Source organism: Bradyrhizobium sp. CB82, from assembly GCF_029714405.1.
Taxonomy (GTDB): Bacteria; Pseudomonadota; Alphaproteobacteria; order Rhizobiales; family Xanthobacteraceae; genus Bradyrhizobium.
Genome location: NZ_CP121650.1, coordinates 996404 through 1018958, shown reverse-complemented (window position 1 = coordinate 1018958; position 22555 = coordinate 996404). Strand labels below are relative to the sequence as shown.

Sequence of the window (22555 nt, the reverse complement as noted above, 5' to 3'; positions counted from 1 at the left end):
CATCTTCTCAAGGACGATTCCGCAGCTGTCGGAGTGAGCAGCCCGGGCCTCATCGGGCACATGGGCGCGCAAGAATTTTCTGCTGGTCTCGCCCCCAGCATGGATCATCTCGACCAGTTGGAAGCGCAGAGCATCTACATCTTCCGCGAGGCCTTCGCGCGGTTGAAAAAAATTGCCCTGCTGTGGTCGCTCGGCAAAGACTCCAACGTCATGATCTGGCTGGCGCGCAAAGCCTTCTTCGGCCGGATGCCGTTCCCCGCCCTGCATGTCGATACCGGCAAGAAATTTCCGGAGATGTATCGCTTCCGCGATCACTATGGAAAGGAATGGGAGCTCGACCTGCGCGTTGAACCCTGCCCGCCCATTGATGCCGTTGATCCGACGCTGCCGCCGGCGGCACGCTCGGCCGCACGCAAGACCGAAGGCCTGAAGATGGCGCTCGCCAAATTTGGCTTCGACGGCCTGATCGCCGGCATTCGCCGTGACGAGGAGGCGACCCGCGCCAAGGAGCGCGTATTCTCGCCGCGCGGGCTCGAAGGCAACTGGGACGTGCGCGACCAGCCGCCGGAGTTTTGGGATCACTTCAACGCCTCGCCGCCGCAGGGCGCGCATTTGCGCATCCACCCGATCCTGCATTGGACGGAGGCCGACATCTGGGCCTACACCAAGCGCGAGAACATCCCGATCATCCCGCTTTATCTGTCGCAGAACGGCAAGCGCTATCGCTCGCTGGGCGACCAGGACATCACCAACCCGGTGAATTCGACTGCGTCGACCATCGACGAGATCCTGATTGAGCTCGAGCGGACCAAGGTGCCGGAGCGTGCCGGCCGCGCACTCGACCACGAGACCGAGGACGCGTTCGAGCGTCTGCGCGTCGCCGGCTATCTCTGATTTCCAAGGACGCAACGCGGCTATGAACATGATCGTCACCTCTGCTACGCGGGCAACTCTGAACGGCACCACGTCGATGCCAAATGGCACGACACGACCCCAGGTCCGCATCGTCATCGTCGGCCATGTCGACCACGGCAAGTCGACGCTGGTCGGCCGCCTCCTGCATGAGACCGGCAGCCTGCCCGAGGGAAAGCTCGAGATGCTCAAGGCGGTCAGCGCACGGCGCGGCATGCCCTTTGAATGGTCGTTCCTGCTTGACGCGCTCCAGACCGAGCGCGACCAGGGCATCACCATCGACACCACGCAGATCCGCTTCCGCACCAATTCGCGCGACATCGTTTTGATCGACGCGCCCGGCCACGCGGAATTCTTGCGCAACATGATCACCGGCGCTTCGCAAGCCGACGGCGCGGTGTTGATCATCGACGCGCTTGAAGGTGTGCGCGACCAGACCCGCCGACACGGCTATCTCCTGCATCTGCTCGGCGTGAAGCAGGTCGCGATCGTCGTCAACAAGATGGACCGCGTCGATTTCAGCGCCGATCGCTTCAAGGAGATCAGCGACGAGATTTCGGCGCATCTGAAGAGCCTGGGCGTCACGCCGACGGCGGTGATCCCGATTTCGGCACGCGACGGCGACGGCGTCGCCGAGCGAACCGACCGCATCGGCTGGTACAAGGGCCCGACCGTGGTCGAGGCGCTCGACCGGCTCGAGCCGGCGCGGCCGCTGGAGGCGCTCGCGCTGCGCCTGCCGGTGCAGGCGATCTACAAGTTTGACGACCGCCGCATCGTGGCGGGCCGCATCGAATCCGGCAGCCTCAAAGCCGGCGAAGAGATCGTGATCATGCCCGCCGGCAAGATCGCCAAGATCAAGACGGTCGAGAGCTGGCCGGTGACGCCGGTCGCGAGCCGGCAGGGTGCGGGCCGCTCGGTCGGCATCACGCTCGACCGCGAATTGTTCGTCGAGCGCGGCGACATCATCGCGCATGCGGGCACTGCTCCGCGCGAGACGCGGCGGCTGCGCGCGCGCATCTTCTGGCTGCACGACAAGCCGCTCGCCAAGGGCGATCAGCTCCTGGTGCGCTGCGGGCCGAAGGAAAGCCGCGCTACGGTCGTTGCCATCGAGAAGGCGGTCGACCCGGGCGAGCTTGAAAGCAGCGAGAACAAGGCGATCGGCCGCAACCATGTCGGCGAGATCGACGTTTCTCTTTCGAATCCGATTGCCACCGATCCTTATACCGAGAACCCGCGCACTGGACGCCTCGTGATCGAGATCTCCGGGCGCATCGCCGGCGGCGGCCTCGTGCTGTCGGTCGATGCCGGTCAGCGCGCCGTGCCCGTCGACATCGTGCCGGTGGAGTCCGCACTCCGGCCCGACGAGCGCTCCGCGCGCTACCAGCACAACGGTGCCGTGGTCTGGCTCACCGGCCTTCCCGCCTCCGGCAAGTCGACGCTGGCGAAGGCGCTGGAGCGGCGGCTCTTCACCATTGGCGGCTCGCCGATCCTGCTCGACGGCGACACGCTGCGTGCGGGGCTGAACAGCGATCTCGGTTTCTCCGCCGCTGATCGAAGCGAGAACATCCGCCGCCTCGCCGAGGTCGCGACGCATCTGGCGCGCAACGGTCACATCGCGATCGTCGCTGCCGTCTCGCCCGCGCGCGAGGACCGCGCCACGGCACGCCGCATCGCCGACACGACGTTCCGCGAGATCTACGTCGCAACGCCCGCCGAAGTCTGCGAGAGCCGCGACCCCAAGGGCCACTACGCCAAGGCCCGCTCCGGTGCGCTTCAATCCTTCACCGGAATCGGCAACGACTACCAGCCGCCGCAGGGCGCCGAGCTGACGATCGACACCTCGACGCGTTCGGTCGCGGATGCGACGGACGCAATCGAACAGATGCTGAAGGCAAGCGGTGTGCTGTTCGACGAGGCCGTCGACCTCGCTGCGAATATTTGAGACCGTAACGTATCTCTCCAACCGTCGTCGCCCGGCTTGACCGGGCCATCCGGCATTCCAGAGATCGTGATGGGATACTGATAGGCCGCGGCGCCCTGGATTCCCCCCTTTCGCGGGGAATGACAGCGGTGGGAATGCGGCTGCCCCCAATCCTTCGACAAAAAGGCTAGAGGCGCGCCTGGATAACGACGGCTCTAGGGCCTTCTCACGGCCCCGGTTTTGAGGCTAATAGGGGCCCGAAACCCGCCCTTGGCGGATGCATTTTGCTGCTTTCGGATCCGAAACCAGCCAAAAAACGCCATTTCCAACAAGAAAGCCCCTCATGAAACGCCACGACGCCCATGGTTTGAAGATCGCCCCTGTTCTCTTCGACTTCATCGCGAAGGAAGCGGCCCCGAAGACCGGGATCGCGCCTGATACGTTCTGGGCCGGGCTTGCCGCGATCGTGAAGGAGCTGGGTCCGAAGAACCGCGCACTGCTTGCGGTTCGCGACACACTTCAGGCCAAGATCGACGACTGGCATCGCGCGAATAAAGGCAAGCCGTTCGACATCAATGCCTATACCGCCTTTCTGAAGGAGATCGGCTATCTGCTGCCCGAGCCTGCGACGCAGAAGGTCGAGACCGCTGATGTCGACGAGGAGATCGGCAAGATCTGCGGGCCGCAGCTCGTCGTGCCCCTCACCAATGCGCGCTACGCGCTGAACGCGGCCAATGCACGCTGGGGCTCGCTCTATGACGCGTTCTATGGCACCGACGCGATCCCGCATGACGCGGCCGACACCGCCAAGGGCTACAGCAAGGCGCGCGGCGACAAGGTCATTGCGAAAGCAAAAGCCTTCCTCGATGCCGCCGTGCCGCTCGCGACCGGCAGCCACACCGACGTCACCGCCTATAGCGTGGTCGCTGGCCAGCTCGCGGTGAAGCTGAAGAGCGGCAACGCCACCGCGCTGAAGAACGCCGCGCAGTTCGCGGGCTTCCAGGGCGATGCGTCGGCGCCGTCTGCGGTGCTGCTGGTCAACAACGGCCTGCACGTCGAGGTGAAGATCGATCGCGGAAACACGATCGGCAAGGACGATCCGGCCGGCGTCGCCGACATCATCATGGAGGCCGCCGTCTCCACCATTCTCGACATGGAGGACTCCGTCGCCGCGGTTGACGCCGAGGACAAGGTGCTGGTCTACCGCAATACGCTCGGGCTGATGAACGGCACGTTGTCGGCGGATTTCGAGAAGGGCGGCAAGACGATGACCCGCGCGCTCAACACCGACCGCAGCTACAAGACGCCGGACAGCAAGGGCGAAGTGAAGCTGCACGGCCGCAGCCTGCTGCTGATCCGCAATTGCGGTCACCACATGTTCACCGACGCCGTGCTCGACGAGACGGGCGAGGAGATTCCGGAAGGCCTGCTCGATGCGGCGGTCACCGGCCTGCTTGCGATCCACGACCTCAAGGGCCTTTCCAAGAGCAAGAACAGCCGCACCGGCTCGGTCTACATCGTCAAGCCGAAGATGCACGGCCCCGACGAGGTCGCGCTGACTTGCGAGATCTTCGGCCGCGTCGAGCAGATGCTGTCGCTGCCGGAGAACACGCTCAAGGTCGGCATCATGGACGAGGAGCGGCGCACCACCGTCAACCTCAAAGCCTGCATTCAGCAGGCCTCCAAGCGCATCGTCTTCATCAACACCGGCTTCCTCGACCGCACCGGCGACGAGATCCACACCTCGATGGAAGCAGGTCCCATGATCCGCAAGAACGAGATGAAGGCGCAAGCCTGGATCAAGGCCTATGAGGACTGGAACGTCGACATGGGCCTGATCGACGGGCTGCCCGGCCACGCCCAGATCGGCAAGGGCATGTGGGCGGCGCCCGACAAGATGGCGGACATGTTGCAACAAAAGCTCGCGCATCCTCAGGCCGGCGCCACCACCGCGTGGGTGCCGTCGCCGACCGCGGCGACGCTGCACGCGCTGCACTACCACCAGGTCAACGTCATCGCACGCCAGCAGGAGCTCACCAAGGGCGGCCCGCGCGCAAAGCTGTCCGACATCCTGACCATTCCCGTGTCGAAGTCGAACTGGGCGCCTGATGACGTCAAGCAGGAGATCGACAACAACTGCCAGGGCATTCTCGGTTACGTGGTGCGCTGGATCGACCAGGGCGTCGGCTGCTCCAAGGTGCCCGACATTCACGACGTCGGGTTGATGGAAGACCGCGCAACCTTGCGCATCTCGAGCCAGCACCTCGCCAACTGGCTGCACCAGGGTGTCATCACCGAGGCCCAGGTGATGGAGTCGCTCAAGCGCATGGCCGTGGTCGTCGACAAGCAGAACGCAGGCGATGCGCTCTACAAGCCGATGGCACCTTCGTTCGATGGCGTCGCCTTCAAGGCCGCCTGCGACCTCGTCTTCAAGGGCCGCGCGCAGCCGAACGGCTACACCGAGTACATCCTCACCGCGCGCCGCCGCGAGGCGAAGGCGCTGGGCTGAGAGGCGGCCGGCCGATCGGGCGAAACGTCGCGGCGCGCAGCGGAACGGCTGCGCGCCGCTCGCGTTGTCGGCCATCAACCAACGGGAGATGGCCATGGACTGGAATCGCGTCGAGGGAAATTGGAAGCAGTTCAAGGGCTCCGCCAAGGAGAAATGGGGCAAGCTCACTGACGACGACCTCAACGTGATCGAGGGTCGTCGCGAACAGCTCGAAGGCCGGCTACAGCAGCGCTACGGCCTCGCCAAGGACCAGATTCGGAAGGACGTCGACGATTGGCTCAAGTCGTTGCACTGAATTCTGCGCAAGACGAACGGCCCCGGCCCACGCCGGGGCTTTTGTTTGGCCCGTAGCCCACTAGAACACCGCCAGATATTTCAGCAGCGAGACGATGCCGATGATGATGACGATGACACGCGCGATCTGCTTGGCGCGGCCGTCCATCGGCAGCATGTTGATGAGATAAAGAACGAGGATGACGACGAGAAAGGTGACGAGTACGCCGACGAGCATCGGAAGGGCCCCCCTGTTTGCTACCAGACTTCCAACGCCGCGCCCCTCGCCTCGGTTCCATTCAGGCAACCCATTACAACCCCTCATGAATGCGCATTTCCAGGGGCACGGGGATGCTGTGGCGGCTTGAGCACCAGGCTCTGTCGTTCATCTGTGATTGCCCGGCACTTCGAGGGAACGAGACCAAGAGGACAAGCCGATACCAGCGCTTACTCCCGCGCCACGACCGGCAGGTGGCGGAATTTTGCCCGCATGGACTCCGGCAGCGGCGAGAAGTTCATGGCGACGCCATGCCGGTCGTTGGCGTTGCGATTTGCAACCACCAATCCGCGGGGGCTCGCGACGATGTCACCTTTGCGCAAGGTCGGATCGTCCGTGACCTTGACCGTTGCGAGACCGACGGGGTCCTTGCCATTGCAGGTGCAGCCCGCGACGAGCTCGTTGCGGTAGCGGTAGGCGTTCGGCAGTTCGGAATAGTCCTGACCGGTCTCCGTGACCGCGTCGTCGATGTCGCTGCCATAGACCAGCGTGGTTTCGGCCGCCGGGCAGAAGCTGTTGCAGCTCTGCGCCTTGCTCTCACCATCGGTGCCTTGCGCCGGAAAGTGGCGTCCGTCGCAGGTGCGCACGCACCAGGCCTGCCCGCCGCCATAGAAACGCCCGCGCGGCGCCTCGTAGCGCGGCATGTCGTCGGTGGGGAACGGCATCCTGATCTGTGGCGGCGGCCGGGCACCGAACGCGCCGAACAGCGCCGAGAGGAAATCCTCCGCGCGCGCCGACGACGTCAGCGCCAGGCTGAGCGAAGCAAACAGCAAGACCGCCGCTCCGCCTGTCACCTTGACTGTCGAACGCCTGATCATGTTACCTCGGCGCCGAACTGTTCAGGGAGACGGGCGAAAGATTGAGCGCCTGGCGTCCCGATGTCGGCGTCGTCGTGACACCGCGCGCGGGCTTATGCAGGCCATCGCCGCCTCGCGCCAGCAACGGCGCGTTCTTCGGGAGCACCACGACCCTGGTGCCGATGTTGACCCGGTTGAAGAGATCGACGACGTCCTCGTTGGTCATGCGGATGCAGCCGGAGGAGACGAATTTTCCGATCGTGGTGGGATCATTGGTGCCGTGGATGCGATATTCGCTCGCGCCCAGATACATCGCACGCGCGCCGAGCGGATTGCCGGGGCCGCCGGCGACGAAACGCGGCAGATAGGGCTGGCGCGCGATCATCTCCGTCGGCGGATGCCAGTCCGGCCATTCCGCCTTGCGGCTGATCGACTGCACGCCCGACCAGGTGAAGCCGTCGCGCCCGACACCGACGCCATAGCGGATCGCGCGGCCCTGGCCGAGCACGTAGTAGAGCACGGTATGGCCCGTATCGATCACGATCGTCCCGGCCGGCTGGCCGCCGTCGAAGCTGACGATCTGCCGGCGCAGCCGCTCGGGCAGGACTGAATCATCCGCGGCTACCGGATCGTCCGAGGCCTGCGGCTGCTCGGTCACGTAGCCTTGCGCATAATCTCGCGGAAAGGCCTGCGGCTGCATCGGCGCGAACAGAAGCGACTGCGCGCTCGCGGCGCCGAGTGGCACCGTCAGCAATGCTGTCGCAAAGGCAAATGCGGCGACCGCGCGCGGCGAAAGCCGGCGGTGGGATGCAGATAACTGTGTCATGTGCTGCCCCGTTGACGAGAAGTGCATCATGGTGATGCGTTGCCCGAACAAACGCGTTTGCGACGACTCAAGTTCCGCGCGCACGCGGCGCCGGCGGATCACAGTCAAGGCAAGGCGTCTTCACGAGTCCGCGACGGAACCTTCGGGTCCGCGACACGTTTTCGGACAATCTTGGGCGTGCGGAGCGTGAGCCTTCGTGCGGGAGAATGGTGGTGCGCGTCCTTCCCAGCGAACGTCTGATTGCCAACGACAGCGAAGGCGCGCCGCTTCCCGACAGCAAGAGCGACCTGCCGCCGGTGATCCGGCGCACGGAGTTCGTCGCCTTCGCACTCGCAGGCCTGCTCCTGATCGCGGTCGTGGCCGTGCTCTATGTCGGCAAGCCGTTCTTCCTTCCCGTGGTGATGGCCTTCGTCACGGGCACCATGCTGTCGCCAGCGGCAACATCTCTGGAACGGCAACGGGTGCCCCGCGCGCTGGCTGCCGTGCTAATCGTGGTCACGGTCACGGCGATGGTCACCTTTGTCGTCGCCCTGATCGCTTCGCCGGTCATGGAATGGAGCACGCGCCTGCCCGAACTCGGCGCGCTGCTCAAGGACAAGCTGCATTTGTTCGACCGGCCGCTTGCGCTGTGGCAGGAACTGCAGGCCATGGTCGGCGGTTCGGGAGGCCTGCCCACCCTCCAGATGCCGAAATTCGAATGGGTGCAGCCGACCCTGGAATTCCTGTCGCCGACCTTCACCGAATTCCTGCTGTTCTTCGCGACCCTGATCCTGTTCATCGCGAGCTGGCGCGACTTGAGACGCGCCCTGATTATGACCTTCAGCGATCGCGACGCGCGGCTGCGCACGCTGCGGATCCTCAACGAGATCGAGGTCCATCTCGGCAACTATCTCTTGACGGTGACGGTCATTAATATCGGCGTCGGCATCACCACCGGCATCGTCTGTGCGCTGACTGGCATGCCCAATCCGGCCGGGCTCGGTGCGCTGGCGGCGACGCTGAACTTCATCCCGATCATCGGACCAATCGCGATGTTCGTCGTGCTGGTCGTGGTCGGCCTCATCGCCTTTCCGACCATCGGCAGCGGATTGATGGCGGCGCTCGCCTTTGGCGGCCTAACTTTCCTGGAGGGACATTTCGTCACGCCCACCATCATCGGCCGGCGGCTGGCACTGAATGCCCTGGCGGTCTTTCTCGCGCTCGCCTTTTGGACCTGGCTGTGGGGCCCGATGGGCGCATTCCTGTCGTCGCCGCTTCTGATCGTCGCGCTGATCCTGAAGGAGCATCTGGCTCCCGCCGATGCGCCTCAACTGCCTGCCGACTGAGCTGTTTCCGGGGGTGGAACTTCCGTCCCGGCGGGACGTTTTTTGGCTGTCTCACCGACAAAGATCCGGAGCTTTCGATGTCAGCGACCAATGGCGAAACCGGGACGAGAGACTGGACCGACAAGGCTACCCGAGAGCGCCTCGAAAAGGATGTCCTAGCCGTGAAAAGCGATATCGCCGCCCTCACCGAGCAGATCACCGATGCCCTCAACACCTTTGCCAACTCCGCGGGCAAGCAAGCCCGGCGCGGCTACAGGCAGGCGCGCCAACAGATGGATTCGGCGATGGATGACGCCTCCGATCGCGGCAGCGCGATGATCGATGCGGCGCAGGACGCAGCGGCCTCGCTCGAGGAAACGCTCGAGGATGCCATCACGCAGCGTCCGCTCGCGACCGTGGGCCTGGCGCTCGGCATCGGCTTCCTGATCGGCATTGCCTGGCGCCGCTGAAGCATGATCCGGAAAAGTGTGAAGCGGATGTCCGGATGATGCGCAAACAACGACCTGAAGCGCGATGACGATGCATCCTGATCTCATCGCTCTTTGGACGCCGGCCGGGGGGATTGAGGAGCGAGGGCGATGTTTCAGCGGATAATCGACGGCATCAGCGCCTCGACCGGGACGACCGTGCGCCTGACGTCGCTGGCGGCAGCCGCAGCGCTTGCGCTCTTCATCACCACGGCATTTCTCTGCGCCGCAGTCTTCATCCTGGTGCTGCAAAACTATGGTCCGGTGCAGGCATGCCTCGCCGGCGCCGGCGTGTTCTTCCTGCTCACGCTCGCTGCGGCGGGAAGCTATCTCGCCTACAAGCGAAAGACCGAGAAGCGGCTGGCGGCGGAAAGAGCCGCACGATCCGCAACGCAAAGCATGCTTGCCGATCCCATGCTGATCGCGACCGGCTTGCAGGTCGTCCGCGCCATTGGCGTCAAGCGGCTGCTTCCCATCCTTGCGATCGGAGGCGTGGCACTCGGGATTATGGCAAGCCGAGCCGGAACACCCGAAGAGGACGTCTCGCCCGAAGCGGCCGAATAGAAGACAATCGAATTCAAACCAATCAGGTCACGCAGCGGCCGGGCTGCAGCAGCTTTGCGATTTCGGTCAGCGAACTGACGACAGGCTCGCAGGCGACCGCGGGCTTGCGCCCCTGCCTTTGCAGCAGCAAGACGGGCGGCTTGGCATTGCCGGTCTCGATCGTCGCGGGAACACGCAGCAACACTGACGTATCGACGAGATCGTTGAGACGCATCGACACGGTACGCGTCGCAACGGCTGCGGGCCGAGGAGCGGCGATGCGGTCCGCCTTGTCAATGCGATTGATGTTGTGGCTCGGCTTATCAACGACGGCCTGCCAGCGATCGGCGAGATCGTGACCCGACGCCAGCTGTACGGCACCGAGTGTCAACGAGATGGCGACTGCGCCCAAAAACGCTCTGCTGATCTGTGACATGGTTGTTGTCCCTCGCCCCATGGCGATCCATGGAACAACGCTGCCGGAATATCTGAGGTTCTGCGCAGCGACGATCACTTAAGCGTGTGTAAAGAAATACGCAGCGGCGGTTCAAAAAAATTTTCGCCATGCTGGAACGACTTTCGCGCCCACGAGTCATCTCGGCAGCCGGTTATTCCCCCCTGCCCCATAAACCGGCGACGTAGGGCGCGACTGTGGTGATGCCAGTCGCGCCTTACTTTTGTCTGCGAAAATCTGCTCCGCTTGGGAAGCCGCCCTACCATCCGCCCCACCATTGCATATTTGGGCGAACCGGCCGGAAGTCCTGATGGTGAACTGCGGGGGTACGCTCGCGGTACAGTGAAGCCGGGAATCCCATCGGATCACGGCAGATGGAAGGAACGCAATGAGAGCTGTCGTCCTCGGAGCTTGTGATCCCAACCCTTGAACCGACGTCGGTTCGTCGCGAGGTCCCGTCCGCGAACGGATCCCGCCGCCAGGCCCGAGCGAAATCGCCGTGGTTGCACAGCGCGTGCATCGCCGAGCGCGCGCCTTCGGCGTCGACTAGTAGAAGCGATCGAGCCGTGCGATAACGAGCTTGGCGTTCTAGCGCTTAGCCAGCTGCATTGCCCGCTGCAACTCAATGCGGGAATCGTCTCGCCCAGATTGAAGGTCACAGAATTCAGCGATGAGCGCTCCGGCGCAGCTACGGAGTCAGTGATTTTGCGGCGCTGAGCAGCCAAAACGAGTCCAGATTTACCCTGGCGTTCTGTAGACACGCGGAAATAAGCAATGAATCTTGTCATAGGCGCCCGAACCAGAAGGTGGCACGACCGCCATCAAGCAAAACGCACAGTCAGACAACAGCTAAGATCGCCTGCTGCTTGGCTACGGTCTGCCGCTCGTCGTTGATTTTGGTTCAGTGCTGTACGAATGTGGTGGGCTCCTTCGGGAGCAGCCTCTGTTTCTCCATCTTAGTATTGAACTTGATGCGGAGCATCTGGGTTGCGCCTTGCGCTCCGGACCTAGCCGTAGGTGTGGCCACCACCGCGGGTACAAATTGCGGTTCGTCAGCCGGCAGCAAGCGCGCCAGCCGCCAGGTGAACGCTTGTTGGGGTGTTCGCCCGTGTCGTCGGGCAACGTCGGAAACGACCGCGCCTGGTGCCAGCGTCTCCTCGACAATCAGGGCCTTGTCATCCTTGGAAAACCAACGACCTCGTCCCGTCCCCGTGAACTTCCAGCCGCTCGTCGCCACGTTTGACTTAAGCTTATGGTAAGCATAGAGACAAGCCGATCCCTTCAAAGAGATCGCGAACCTCACCCATCACAAACGCCAAGAGAAGGTGGGAGCGAAACGACGCTTACGAATATGAGCGAAGTTATTCGATTTGTCTCAAAGCCTGAACGCGAGCGAGCCCTTTATCGACTCGCTGGGTCGTTTGCATTACCTCGGCACGCGACAATCCGAAATGACAAAAAAAGGTAGGAGTGTTCGCTACTCCCTGATCAGTCCGGGCCCTTTGTCCAGAGTTAGCCGGCGTGACGTCGATCGCACCCGCTACCGTGAGGGATCCTCAGGCGGCGCGATTCTCCTTGGATGAGATTTGCCATCTCCTGTGCCTGCGGGGCCAGAGCTGTGCGCTCCGGGAGTCTCCTCTACAGTCCCCGAAGGCTCCTTCAGCCCGGTTCCTCCATCGGAACCTGCAGACGGGAGCGGCATGGGACGCGCCTTCCCAAAATCGACCCGATGGCCGCCTTTGGGCTCTCCACCAACGACAGAAACAGACTCTGAAGCGGCTGCCTGAACTCTCACAGCGACTACGTCGAGCCACGGCCCCGCCGACCCGATGGTCCCAAGCATTAGGAAAGCGAGCCAGACATGGCTTAGAACTGCGCTGTTCAGTCGGCGCGTCACCCTACCCTTTAGCGGCGCATGCCAGCTCCCTTCAACAAGCATCAGGATAGGCTTTACAGGCACCATCAACTAGAACCTTGATATTCGACGATCGGAATGGGCTTGCACCCATATACTTCACTGCGTCGTTCGTGGAACCCCAACTATTAACGCCGATTACCATGTTCGGTTGAGCGGATGCTCCTGACGCGGTGCCAGTTAACGCGGGTCTAACGCCGAAGTTCACTACCATTGGACCGCCACTCGAACCACCGCACATCAGCGAGCCTATAATAGTATTGCTTGAGGAATCCGCCGATATAACGCCCTGCGCATCATTGCGCTGCATGAACCCCCCACTATCGAGGCAATTGGGATACCCAATTTGGGTCAGATGCGTTACGCCTTGACCAGTGAACCCGGCTCGATCCCAGCCGAAACTGTACCAGCCAGTATTCATTCCGGCATAATATGGCTTGCCATCCGATGCCTTCTTAGAATTGAGCACAAGCACGGCAACATCATCTTCGCACACAACCCCGGGCTGGGCACATTTATCAGTCCCCTGATAGTATGCATCGAGCACGCGCGCCTGCGCTATCGTCCACGTTCCGAACGGGGCGACACCGTTTCGATAGCCCGGTACAAACTGCCAACCGGAAAAGTACGTCTTTTTACCAAATTCAGCCACGCAGTGCGCTGCTGTGACAACAAGCCCTTTCTGGATGAGCGACGCCGAGCAGACATACGTATCGGCACCAACCAAAAAGAAGAGTTTTCCGGAAGCCCGGTAAGGATAAGCTTCGTTCGTAGCCGTGGGACTCAAATCCGCACGTGCCGTAGTAAAAGGCAAATTGCGGGTTCCAAACTCGAAGTTTGTGTTGGGCGTATCCTCGGTCGGACTCGAGACGGTCCCAAGATTGATCTCCTCCTTTTGGCCGGTGCCCACGTTGCCAGGTTCAAATCCGGGTCCCACTGCCGGGACACCCGGCGGGACGTTAAACGACTTGGCGACGTCTTGCTGAGCTTTGACACCCGTGTAGCCAGGAAAGACAGGCAACGGCATCGGACGCGCCGCTTTGAAGTCTACGCTAGCGCTCGACGTGGTTAGGACCGCCGTATCGCGCTCCTGAGATACGGCGGCCTGCTGGGCTCCTGCTGGACAGGCAAGCGAGACGGCAATCCCCCAAGCCAACACACCTAATGAATGTATTTTGTTGGTCATGCGATCCCTCCTCGAATATATTAGTGCATTTTCAACACATACTTCAGTTTTCCCTACCCATGGTTTAGTATGGCGCATTTTTCTATCTATGGCAATTCTGACTATTTGAATGCTGCTCCCCCTAAGGGAGCGATCGGCTGACGGAGCCGGAGAATGGAGAGAGAGCCCGCATTAGGTTGCTTTGCAAAAGCAAGTCGCGGTAGCGGACGCAGAGTAGATCGGCTGCCTCAGCTCAAGGGATTGGCGTGCGTTATATCGATCTGTCTGTCGGGTGCCGCGGTGGCACAGACAATGTCGGACAGCTTTGAGTTCAACGGCACTACTTATCACCGCGTCGGACGAGGCTATGTCCTCAGTACGGCCGTTTGGTCCTGGCCCACGCCGTTGCAGCCTAAGGTTATTTTCGTCTGCTGGGAGAACCCGCACGAAGTTTACGCCGAGGCTATGGATTGGGTGAAGACGGCCGTCAAGGGCTCCTGGGAAGCCAACTCAAAGTTACAGTTCAGAGGTTGGGGGACGTGTGGGCCGGGGAGCCCCGGAATACGCATACGGATCGAGGACGACGGGCCACGCACGAAAGGACTTGGAACAGAAATTGATAAGGAGCCCGACGGCATGATTCTGAATTTTTCTTTCGGCAATTGGCTACCTAGCTGCCAGGAAGGTACGCCCGCAGTCTGGATTCGGAACATAGCGGTCCACGAGTTCGGCCATGCAATCGGTTTGGCTCATGAACATACTAGGCCAGATACCCCGGCGGAATGTGTCAAGCCGGCTGGTGGGCAACCAGGCGATCGAGTCCTAACGCCTTGGGATCCAACGTCGAAAATGAACTATTGTCAATGCAGTATTGATCCGTCGCTCAGCGAGGGCGACATCATTACTGTCCAATCTTTGTATGGAAAGCCTTAGCGAGGGAGTTGAAGTCGTGGGATGCGCAGTCGTCGTTCGATCAGTGCTGGCTAGTTTCATGATGCTCGTCGCCGGAGGGATGACAAGCGCCCTTGCGGAGTCTCCCGGCGAAGCCATCAGTAAAATCTATGCCAAAAGCATGGTTTTCCTCGTCGTCAAGGGGCGAACGCCGAACGAAGTCGTGGATTGTAAATCAGGCAGTGGCTTTATGATTTCAAGCGACGGTTATGCGCTGACGTCCTGGCATCTCTTAACAGACAAGAACGGGGTCCAACTCGAGAGTCTTTCGATTCGAGGCGCCATCGCTTCTCCGTACGACTGCAAAGATCCCGTCGGTGACATTCAATCGTTTGAGTTGGTGTACGCTAATCGCGATCAAGATACCGCCCTCCTAAAAGCCACGCGGGACAAGGGTCCGTATGACTTTGTTAGCGTCTGCCGTGACACATCTATAGGCACAGGAGCAAAGCTTTGGGCACTTGGCTTCGCACTCGGTCAGAACCTACAGCCGCGCGAGCTCACACTTGGGACACGTTTCGGCCCACGCGGGTTCTGGGAGGTTGGCGATGCAATTGATCCGGGATATAGCGGGAGTCCAGTCTTCAACGAAACCGGTCGTCTCGTGGCTATAATTTACGGTGATTTGGCTGAGGCTAGAGCGAAGGGCTACGCGGTCCCAATCCAGCACGTCACTGACCTGTTCAGCGCGGCCAACGCGCGCACAGACTATTGTCGTACCACATCTGGAAACGAAGCTCCATTATCATGCATGCCGGTATCCCACGATTATCCCGTGTCGATTGAGAAGGACGACCATCCTACCGTCGCGTCAGAAGCAAAACGCTTTGATTTCGAATTCGCGGCCATGGATGGCTATCGTATCAAATCCTACGAATGGCACTCGCTTTCGTCTAACAATGCGTCGGAAGTTTATCTCTACCTTACTGACGATGGCCGACGGATAGTGGGCACCACACGACTAACGAGCGGTCCATTCTTTGATCGTTGGCGGGGCTGGCTAAACGGGCATATCTCAACTGTTCAACTGCCTAAAGATTGTTTTTGAGCGTCGGCCTCAATCTACGCATTGTTTACACTGTAGAGCATGAGCTTGCCAGCCACTTCGCACGACGCGATTATAGGCTAAGTAAGGAGGTGCCGGATCTTGAGACGCGCGACAGGGATCGGCTCCCCTGAGCCGCGCTGCGGCTAGTAAGCTTTTTCTGCGACAAAGTCTTTCGAACAGCTCCTAATTTTCAGCTGCATGGCCCAGCGGGGCCGGCCTGTACGCGTGAAGGTGCTAGGAAGCGTTGGGCACCGCTGTTCTTTGAGTGCCGTGATGGTTTTGAAGTTCAATCTATGTATATTGTGGCTGCGTTGTAGTGCGTGGCGCAATCGGTCCTTTGGTCGGACTAGCCCGCAGCCGGCCGTTGATGAGGCCTCGATCCGCGATCTCCATCAGGGCCAGCGGCCATGCTATCGGTCGCAATGACAGGCCGTATACATGAACGCACCCGACCGATATCCAAAATGCTGCAAAAATCCCTTGCATCCGCGGGGCCGTCTATACATGAAGCTCTCGATGAAGGCATTCTGCATGGGCTTGCCCGGCGCGATGTAATGCCATGCGACGCGGCTCTGATCGGCCCATGTCAGGATGGCGTTGCCGGTGAACTCGCTGCCGTTGTCGCTGACCACCATCTTCGGCTTGCCGCGCTCCACCATCAGCCGGTCCAGCTCCCGCGCCACGCGGGTGCCGGAGAGCGAGGTGTCGGCTACCAGCGCCAGGCACTCGCGGGTGCAATCATCGACGACGGTGAGGATACGGAAGCGGCGGCCATCGGTGAGCTGATCCGACACGAAGTCGAGCGACCAGCGGTCGTTGGGCGCCATCGGCAACGTCATCGGCGCCCGGGTGCCGATCGCCCGCTTGCGGCCGCCACGGCGGCGCACCGCAAGCCTCTCTTCCCGGTAGAGCCGGAACAGCTTCTTGTGGTTGATCAGATAGCCTTCCCGCTTGAGCAGAACATGCAGGCGCCGACAGCCGAAGCGACGGGGATCCTGGGCGATCGCCCTCATGCGCTGGCGAAGGCTGGCATCGTCCCGGGCCGTCTGGTATCTCACGGTCATGCGGCAGCAGCCGATGGCTTTACACGCTCGCCGTTCGCTCATTCCGAAGGCGCCTCGTAGATGGGCGACAGCTTTCCGCTTGGCTGCGGGCGTCACCATTTCTTTCCCAAGAGGTCCTTCAAGGCCGCGTTGTCCAGCATGGCGTCGGCCAGCAGCCGCTTCAGCCGCGTGTTCTCATCCTCCAGCGTCCTCAGCCGCTTGGCCTCCGAAACCTCCAGCCCACCGAACTTAGCCTTCCATTTGTAGATGCTGGCATCGCTGACGCCATGCTTGCGGCACAGATCGGCGACCGAAACGCCGGCCTCATGCTCCTTCAAAATCCCGATGATCTGCTCGTCCGAAAAGCGGCTGCGCTTCATGCTCTGGTCCTTGTTGTGGGCCAGAACGAACTTCAAACTGGATTAAGTCCGTGGGGCAAGGTCATCAGTGAACTGCTCCCTGTTTTGACCGGACACCGGCGTTAGCCGGAGGAGCTAGGCCTAGTCCTAGAAGCCCGTCTGAGTATTTTGTTGCCGTATCGATCTAATCGTGATTCAATTTTTGAATGAAGACATTTCCCCTTGGGATGTTGACCAAGACTGGCTGCTCCCACCCTCGCTAAGCGAGTTTGTGCCGGCCGATCATATCGCTCATTTCGTCCGCGATCTGGTTCGGAACGAACTTGACCTAACCCCATCCTATCGAGTTACGACGACGATCGTGGATACCCACCGTACCACCCGGGTATGATGGTCGCTCTGCTCCTATATGCCTATACACAGGGCGTTTATTCGTCGCGACGGATCTCCCGGTGCTGTGAGGAGCGTCTGGATTTCATGGCGTTAACCGCTATGAACAGACCGGACTTCCTACCATTAGTGATTTTCGGAAGCGTCATCTCTCCACACTTGCGGATCTGTTTCTGCAAGTTCTCCGACTGTGCGCGCCGATCACGTTGTCGACCATGGCCGATGCCGTGGGGCCCCAGTCACGTGACGTCGGCATGCACGCGCAAGTCGCGGATTTCATCCAGGGGCACGGCAGTGGTTCGGTCTCTGAGAAGTACGGCTCCAAATGGCCAAAGGCGTTGAAGAGGGCAGTGGAGACGATCCCGCGCTATCGAATCTCCGGATGCACCACGGCATCAAATTGAACAGTGTTTATGTCAGGATCTCGTTCTGGGACCAATGCGTTCACGATTCACTCACTTGCAAGGAAAACATTGTCGCCGTGGCTCAGCGTCGCAATAACCTCGAGGTCCTTTAGAGACAGAGGCGCGCCTCGGAGTTCGCTTAGTTCAATTTTCTTTTGGATATCCTTCAATTCATCGCTATGACTCGCAGAGAAATCTGATACTTGCTCCGCATACACGCGTCCCTCCGGAAGAGCCGCTTCGACGCCAGTCGCTATGACATCACCTTTCCCTGAGGTGCTAACTCGAAGGGGGACGGTAAAAACGCAGTTGTGTCCACACGGAACTCCTTGCGCAAGAAATCCCCAATGAGGGCCAAATGCGTAGACGGCAAAGTACATAGTCTTCGCTTTGACGATGTTGACACCGTTCACAAGCATGGCTTGATAAAAGACGCGCGCGGTATCGCGCCAGGTTCGAACACGATGGTTGCGATCCGTGTAGTGGTCATGAATGACGGCGGCTGGAAGGTAGTCGACTTCGAACGGTCCACCGACGATCGGTTGGAAAAGATCCGGGATACTGGCGCCGTCGGTCACATCTCCCTTTCCCGCCTTCCAGACAAATTTGTCAGGATCGACGAAATAGATGTCCTCGCCGAGAACCTTCGTCTTTCCTGTGGGATCCGACCCATTTGGAAGCAGCAGAAGGCTTCCGATGAAGCAGGGGCCGCAGGGCAGCGGATCTGGAAGCACGGCTGCCTGTGCCGCGTGGGCGAGCGCAAGCAGCCCAACCAAAGCAAGACTAAGTTCGCTGAACCTACCCATCATCTCACCGCGCCAAGCTGAGATCGACTGACAATGTATTCCCGCACAAGGTTTGACTCAACAAAAACAATGAAATCTATCACATGCGAAATAGTGGTTACGTTGCAAGTGCGCGCTCCTTGAAGCCGAGAGCATGAGCTATGCCTAAATCTGGGTGACGGAGCCGATCAGGCGGCGTGGCTGTGCTCGGTCGGAATGACCTCGATGCCGTCGGCGAATCTGACACCGGCGATGAGCTTCGGCAACTGATTTGTGCCCTTCAATCGACGCCAGGTTTTCGAGGCTGCATCGATCAGCTTGAACACCATCAGCCTGGCCGTCTGTGGCGACAACGATCCCTTGGTCCGAACTGTCCTGTGTCGCACCGTGGCGAACACGCTCTCGATCGGATTCGTGGTTCGCAAGTGGACCCAGTGCTCGGCAGGAAAGTCATAGAATGCCAGCAGATCCTCGCGATCCTTGACCAGGCAGTCAACGGCGCGCGCGTATTTGGCACCGTATTTCTCGGCGAAGGTTTCGAGTGCAAGCTTCGCGGTGGCCCGGCTCGGCGCCATCGAGATATCCTGCAGGGCTCTCTTCATGCCACTCTGCACGGAGCTCGGAACCTTGTTGAGCACGTTGACGGTCTTGTGCTGCCAGCAGCGCTGCCGCCGGGTGCCGGGAAAGACTTCGTCTATCGCCTTCCAGAAGCCGAGTGCGCCATCGCCGACCGCCAGTTCAGGCGCGACCTGCAGTCCGCGCCGGCGGATGTCGATTAGAAGCTCGCGCCAGCTCTGGGCGCTCTCGCGCACGCCGACCTGGAAGCCGATCAGCTCCTTCTTGCCCTCGGGCGTCGCGCCGATCAAAACCAGCATACATTCGCTGTGGTCCTCCATCCGGGCCTGCAGGAAGACGCCGTCGGCCCAGACGTAGACATAGCGCCCGCCGACAGATCGCGCTTCTGCCAGCGCTCGTACTCGCCCTGCCATTGCGCCTTCAGGCCTGAGATCACCGATGGCGACAGATTCGGCGCATCCTTGCCGAGCAGCGCCGAGAGCGCTTCCTGGAAATCGCCGGTCGAGATGCCGCGCAGATAGAGGATCGGCAGCAGGGCATCCAGGCTCTTTGTCCGCCGCGCCCACAGCGGCAGGATCGCCGAGGTGAAGCGGATCCGATCAGTTCCGGTCGCACCGCGGTCTCTGACCTTGGGCCGGCGATCTCGATCGCGCCGATCCCCGTGGCAATCTTACGCGCAGGGCCAAAGCCGTGCCGCACCACCCTGGCACGGCCGTCCGGCAGCTTCAGCTCCGCCGTCGTCGCCAGAAATGCCTGCAGCTCGATCTCGACGGCCCGGGCGAGCAGCTCACGGGCTCCGTTCCGCAGAATTTCTGTCAGTGGATCGTCAACCGCAGACGGCTGACGGAAGGGCAGGATGTTGATAGTCTCGTTCATGGCGTATCGCTCTTTCCTTGAGAGGTTCTGGCAGGCTCGACACCCGCCTCGATACGCCGCCTACCTCAACCCGTCATCACCCACTTTCCTGCATAGCTCCGAGAGCATGCTTTGAGTTCTTTCGAATAGAGGCCCATTCGTGTCGCTCTGATTCCGCGCGCAGATTTTCCCGAGTTTGACGGTGAACTGCTCCCTGTTTTGACCGGACACCGGCGTTAGCCGGAGGAGCTAGGCATAGTCCTAGCCATACGCCTATGTCCGAGACGTTTTCGAAGGTGGAAGTCATCACCGGCGTTGCCCGCCGGCGACGGTTTACGACGGAGCAGAAGCTCTTGGTCGTCAATGAGACGCTGCAACCGGGCATGTCGATCAGCTATGTTGCCCGTCGCCATGGGCTCTCCCCGAGCCTGGTCTTCCGATGGAGACGGCTGATGAGCGAAGGGGGCAAGGAAGCGGTTCGGGCAGATGAGGATGTGTTCGCCGCATCCGAGGTCCGGCGGTTGGAGGAACGGGTTAGAGACCTCGAACGCCTGCTGGGCCGCAAGACCATGGAGGTCGAGATCCTCAAGGAGGCTCTTGATCTTGCACGGGTAAAAAAACCGACCTTGCTGTCGCGATCGCAAGCGCCGGAGGATACCCCGTGAAACGGATCGCAGAGACCCTCGGGGTGGCCCGCTCCAACCTGGTTGAGCGAGTTGATGGCAAGCGTCCGAAGCGCGGGCCCCAGATCCGCGCCGGGGATGTGGAGCTCACGTCTGATATCCGGCGCCTGGTGGACGCCCGCCCGAGCTATGGCTACCGGCGGATCGCCGCGCTCCTCAAGCGCGCGCGGCGATCCGCCGGCCACGATCCCGTCAACGCCAAGCGCGTCTACCGGCTGATGAAGAAGGGCGGCTTGTTGCTGGCCCGGCATACAGGGCGCCGCATCCCGCGGGCCCATGATGGAACGATCATGACAAGCCACTCCAACGTGCGTTGGTGTTCGGACGCGCTGGAGTTCACCTGCTGGAATGGCGAGATCGTGCGGGTTGCCTTTGCCCTGGACAGCCATGACCGCGAGGTCATCAGCTGGGTGGCGACAACGGCCGGGATCTCCGGCGAGATGATCCGGGACATGATGGTCCACTGTGTCGAACGGCGGTTCGGTGACATGCGCGCTCCACGCAAGGTGCAATGGCTGAGCGACAATGGCTCGATCTTCGCCGCCTATCGCACCCTTGAGATTGCCGCGGCCTTGAACCTCGAGCCTTGCTTCACGCCGGTCGAAAGCCCCGAGAGCAACGGCATGGCCGAGGCGTTCGTGAAGACCTTCAAGCGCGACTATGTTCGCGTCAACCCGATCCCCGACGCGCGCACCGCGCTGCTGCGGATCGACCACTGGATGGAGGATTACAACTCAGAACACCCGCATTCCCGGCTGGGCTACCGCTCACCGCGGGAGTACATTGCATCTCTCAAACCAGCCGAGTGTCCGGTCTAACGGCGGCAACTCCAGTGAAAGTGCACGAGCACCACGAAATCGAGAGCGGAAACTGCAATCAAACTGATCGACCGAAGACGGTCTCGGACCTAAAACGGATCCATCGTCAGCGCAACAATACTGTTCCGAATCTGTCAAGAAACGTATCCAACCGCTGCTGAGTGACTGCGTCCAGCGCGCGCTGCTCTGCTCCGCTCGACACTGAGGTCTTTTGCAACGCGGAACGCGCACGCGGTAAACCTAGAAACGCAGGAGCCGCAACGACTTCCGCCTTTCCTGTGGCTTTCTTCTCCATTGCTAAACCAATGATCATCATGTGCTTGTCGAGCCTCTGACCGGACGCTCCGAAGTTCGAAGGTGATGCAAGTCCGACGTTGGACCCTATGGGTGCGATCTCCACATGAGGAGATGCGGAGCCAGTCAAGGTAGTTGTAAAGGTCAGGGTATCTGCGAAGACACGGGAGCTTGAACTGTCAACGGCCAAAGGCTTGTCTTCGTTTAGGTCCACAAACGTATTGATCAACTCCGCCATGCCAACAGAGCCGGCGATGGGATAGACAAAATTCGGTGGCGTATCCGCGCAGTGAAGCTTCGGATTCTGGAGAAGATTATTGAATGTATCGCTCATTATGAAATGTCGGGAGTTGTTGCGATTCAACTCACTGCTTCCATTTAAGCCGATCCCGACGGTGCCATTTGTAATTAACCGCACAGGATCTGCGACGATCCCCACCTTGTTATCTTCGGTAACATCGAACGTAAAATCATAGGCGATTCCGGTGCCAATGTACCGAGCATAGAAAGCACGCTCTTTTGAATCTGGAAGATCTATATTCGGGTCGACTCGCCACGGCTCTCCTCGTGTCGATGCGAAGCGCGCTGCCAACGCAATGGCTTGTGGAGTGCCATATCCCCGTAAGAGATCTATGGCCTTATCCTGGATGGCCAAACGCGTCTCGCAACGAATATGATCCACGATTGCAACGGTCGGGACCCCAGTCGCATCCTGTTGTAGAGGATGAATTGCGCACCCCATGCTCAAACTGCTGAGAGCCACCACTACAACAGCAGAACGAATTTGAGGGGCGGCACGCACGCCCTGTCTAACGGTCATCTGTCCCTCACCCTGATGCAATCACCTGCCGCTAGGAAGGCATCTGACGCAACCTTCACCGCGCTGCAGCAGTTCAAGTGCGCCATCGGATGTGGCAGGCATCCACCTCCACGCCCCCACCAGATTAGCCGCGAAGCCTATTGAT

16 protein-coding genes and 4 pseudogenes are annotated in these 22555 nt (G+C 60.7%); 10 read left to right on the top strand and 10 right to left on the bottom strand.

Annotation, left to right across the window (positions count from 1 at the left end; genetic code table 11):
- Nucleotides 1-99: 99 nt before the first annotated feature.
- The 4 genes from cysD (at nt 100) to QA640_RS04790 (ending at nt 5637) form a co-directional block, all read left to right on the top strand.
- Entirely contained in the window at nt 100-894 is a 795-nt protein-coding gene (gene cysD / locus QA640_RS04805; protein WP_283043121.1) for a sulfate adenylyltransferase subunit CysD, read from the top strand.
- 22 nt (nt 895-916) lie between these two features.
- Nucleotides 917-2854, top strand: coding sequence for an adenylyl-sulfate kinase (gene cysC / locus QA640_RS04800; RefSeq protein ID WP_283039604.1), 1938 nt, complete (start codon nt 917-919; stop codon nt 2852-2854).
- Nucleotides 2855-3176: 322 nt separating this feature from the next.
- Complete coding sequence (locus QA640_RS04795; RefSeq protein ID WP_283039603.1) at nt 3177-5342, top strand: malate synthase G; 2166 nt, start codon at nt 3177-3179, stop codon at nt 5340-5342.
- Nucleotides 5343-5436: 94 nt separating this feature from the next.
- A complete protein-coding gene (locus tag QA640_RS04790) occupies nt 5437-5637 on the top strand; it encodes a CsbD family protein (RefSeq protein ID WP_283039602.1) in 201 nt (66 codons plus the stop codon).
- A 60-nt stretch (nt 5638-5697) separates the two neighbouring features.
- On the opposite strand, the gene QA640_RS04785 is transcribed toward QA640_RS04790, so the two are convergent.
- The 3 genes from QA640_RS04785 to QA640_RS04775 all read right to left on the bottom strand — a co-directional run bounded on the left by QA640_RS04785 (nt 5698) and on the right by QA640_RS04775 (nt 7515).
- Entirely contained in the window at nt 5698-5853 is a 156-nt protein-coding gene (locus QA640_RS04785; protein ID WP_008546817.1) for a Thivi_2564 family membrane protein, read from the bottom strand.
- Nucleotides 5854-6062: 209 nt separating this feature from the next.
- On the bottom strand, nt 6063-6710 hold the full coding sequence (locus QA640_RS04780) for a DUF2865 domain-containing protein (protein ID WP_283039601.1): 648 nt from the start codon (nt 6708-6710) through the stop codon (nt 6063-6065).
- Between the two features lies 1 nt (nt 6711).
- The gene (locus QA640_RS04775) at nt 6712-7515 is read right to left on the bottom strand and encodes a L,D-transpeptidase (RefSeq protein WP_283039600.1); all 804 of its coding nucleotides are present in this window, start codon (nt 7513-7515) and stop codon (nt 6712-6714) included.
- A 212-nt stretch (nt 7516-7727) separates the two neighbouring features.
- On the opposite strand from QA640_RS04775, the gene QA640_RS04770 reads away from it, so the two are divergent.
- The 3 genes from QA640_RS04770 to QA640_RS04760 all read left to right on the top strand — a co-directional run bounded on the left by QA640_RS04770 (nt 7728) and on the right by QA640_RS04760 (nt 9871).
- Nucleotides 7728-8840: an AI-2E family transporter gene (locus QA640_RS04770; RefSeq protein WP_283039599.1), complete on the top strand. Its 1113-nt coding sequence runs from the start codon at nt 7728-7730 to the stop codon at nt 8838-8840.
- A gap of 77 nt (nt 8841-8917) precedes the next feature.
- A complete protein-coding gene (locus tag QA640_RS04765) occupies nt 8918-9289 on the top strand; it encodes a DUF883 family protein (protein WP_283039598.1) in 372 nt (123 codons plus the stop codon).
- Nucleotides 9290-9418: 129 nt separating this feature from the next.
- The gene (locus QA640_RS04760; protein ID WP_283039597.1) at nt 9419-9871 is read left to right on the top strand and encodes a hypothetical protein; all 453 of its coding nucleotides are present in this window, start codon (nt 9419-9421) and stop codon (nt 9869-9871) included.
- Between the two features lie 22 nt (nt 9872-9893).
- On the opposite strand, the gene QA640_RS04755 is transcribed toward QA640_RS04760, so the two are convergent.
- The 3 genes and pseudogenes from QA640_RS04755 to QA640_RS04745 all read right to left on the bottom strand — a co-directional run bounded on the left by QA640_RS04755 (nt 9894) and on the right by QA640_RS04745 (nt 13405).
- Nucleotides 9894-10286: a hypothetical protein gene (locus tag QA640_RS04755; RefSeq protein WP_283039596.1), complete on the bottom strand. Its 393-nt coding sequence runs from the start codon at nt 10284-10286 to the stop codon at nt 9894-9896.
- 1093 nt (nt 10287-11379) lie between these two features.
- Nucleotides 11380-11481 (bottom strand): annotated as a pseudogene (locus tag QA640_RS04750) (transposase); the annotation flags it as partial.
- Between the two features lie 751 nt (nt 11482-12232).
- Complete coding sequence (locus QA640_RS04745; protein ID WP_283039595.1) at nt 12233-13405, bottom strand: trypsin-like serine protease; 1173 nt, start codon at nt 13403-13405, stop codon at nt 12233-12235.
- A 970-nt stretch (nt 13406-14375) separates the two neighbouring features.
- On the opposite strand from QA640_RS04745, the gene QA640_RS04740 reads away from it, so the two are divergent.
- A complete protein-coding gene (locus QA640_RS04740) occupies nt 14376-15383 on the top strand; it encodes a serine protease (protein WP_283039594.1) in 1008 nt (335 codons plus the stop codon).
- Between the two features lie 506 nt (nt 15384-15889).
- Here the strand turns inward: QA640_RS04740 and QA640_RS04735 are convergent.
- Nucleotides 15890-16806 (bottom strand): annotated as a pseudogene (locus QA640_RS04735) (IS3 family transposase); the annotation flags it as partial.
- Nucleotides 16807-16987: 181 nt separating this feature from the next.
- Between QA640_RS04735 and QA640_RS04730 the strand changes: the two are divergent.
- Nucleotides 16988-17369, top strand: a pseudogene (locus QA640_RS04730) (transposase); the annotation flags it as partial.
- A gap of 257 nt (nt 17370-17626) precedes the next feature.
- Here QA640_RS04730 and QA640_RS04725 read toward each other — a convergent pair.
- Both QA640_RS04725 and QA640_RS04720 read right to left on the bottom strand, forming a co-directional pair.
- On the bottom strand, nt 17627-18388 hold the full coding sequence (locus tag QA640_RS04725; RefSeq protein WP_283039593.1) for a DUF1353 domain-containing protein: 762 nt from the start codon (nt 18386-18388) through the stop codon (nt 17627-17629).
- A gap of 164 nt (nt 18389-18552) precedes the next feature.
- Nucleotides 18553-19816, bottom strand: a pseudogene (locus QA640_RS04720) (IS256 family transposase).
- Nucleotides 19817-20070: 254 nt separating this feature from the next.
- On the opposite strand from QA640_RS04720, the gene QA640_RS04715 reads away from it, so the two are divergent.
- Nucleotides 20071-21296 (top strand): IS3 family transposase gene (locus QA640_RS04715; protein ID WP_283039592.1). Its coding sequence is split into 2 segments (ribosomal slippage): nt 20071-20407 and nt 20407-21296, totalling 1227 coding nucleotides; the frame shifts between segments, so codons are not numbered across the junction.
- 106 nt (nt 21297-21402) lie between these two features.
- On the opposite strand, the gene QA640_RS04710 is transcribed toward QA640_RS04715, so the two are convergent.
- Nucleotides 21403-22410, bottom strand: a complete 1008-nt coding sequence (locus QA640_RS04710; RefSeq protein WP_283039591.1) for a hypothetical protein — start codon at nt 22408-22410, stop codon at nt 21403-21405.
- Nucleotides 22411-22555: the final 145 nt, after the last annotated feature.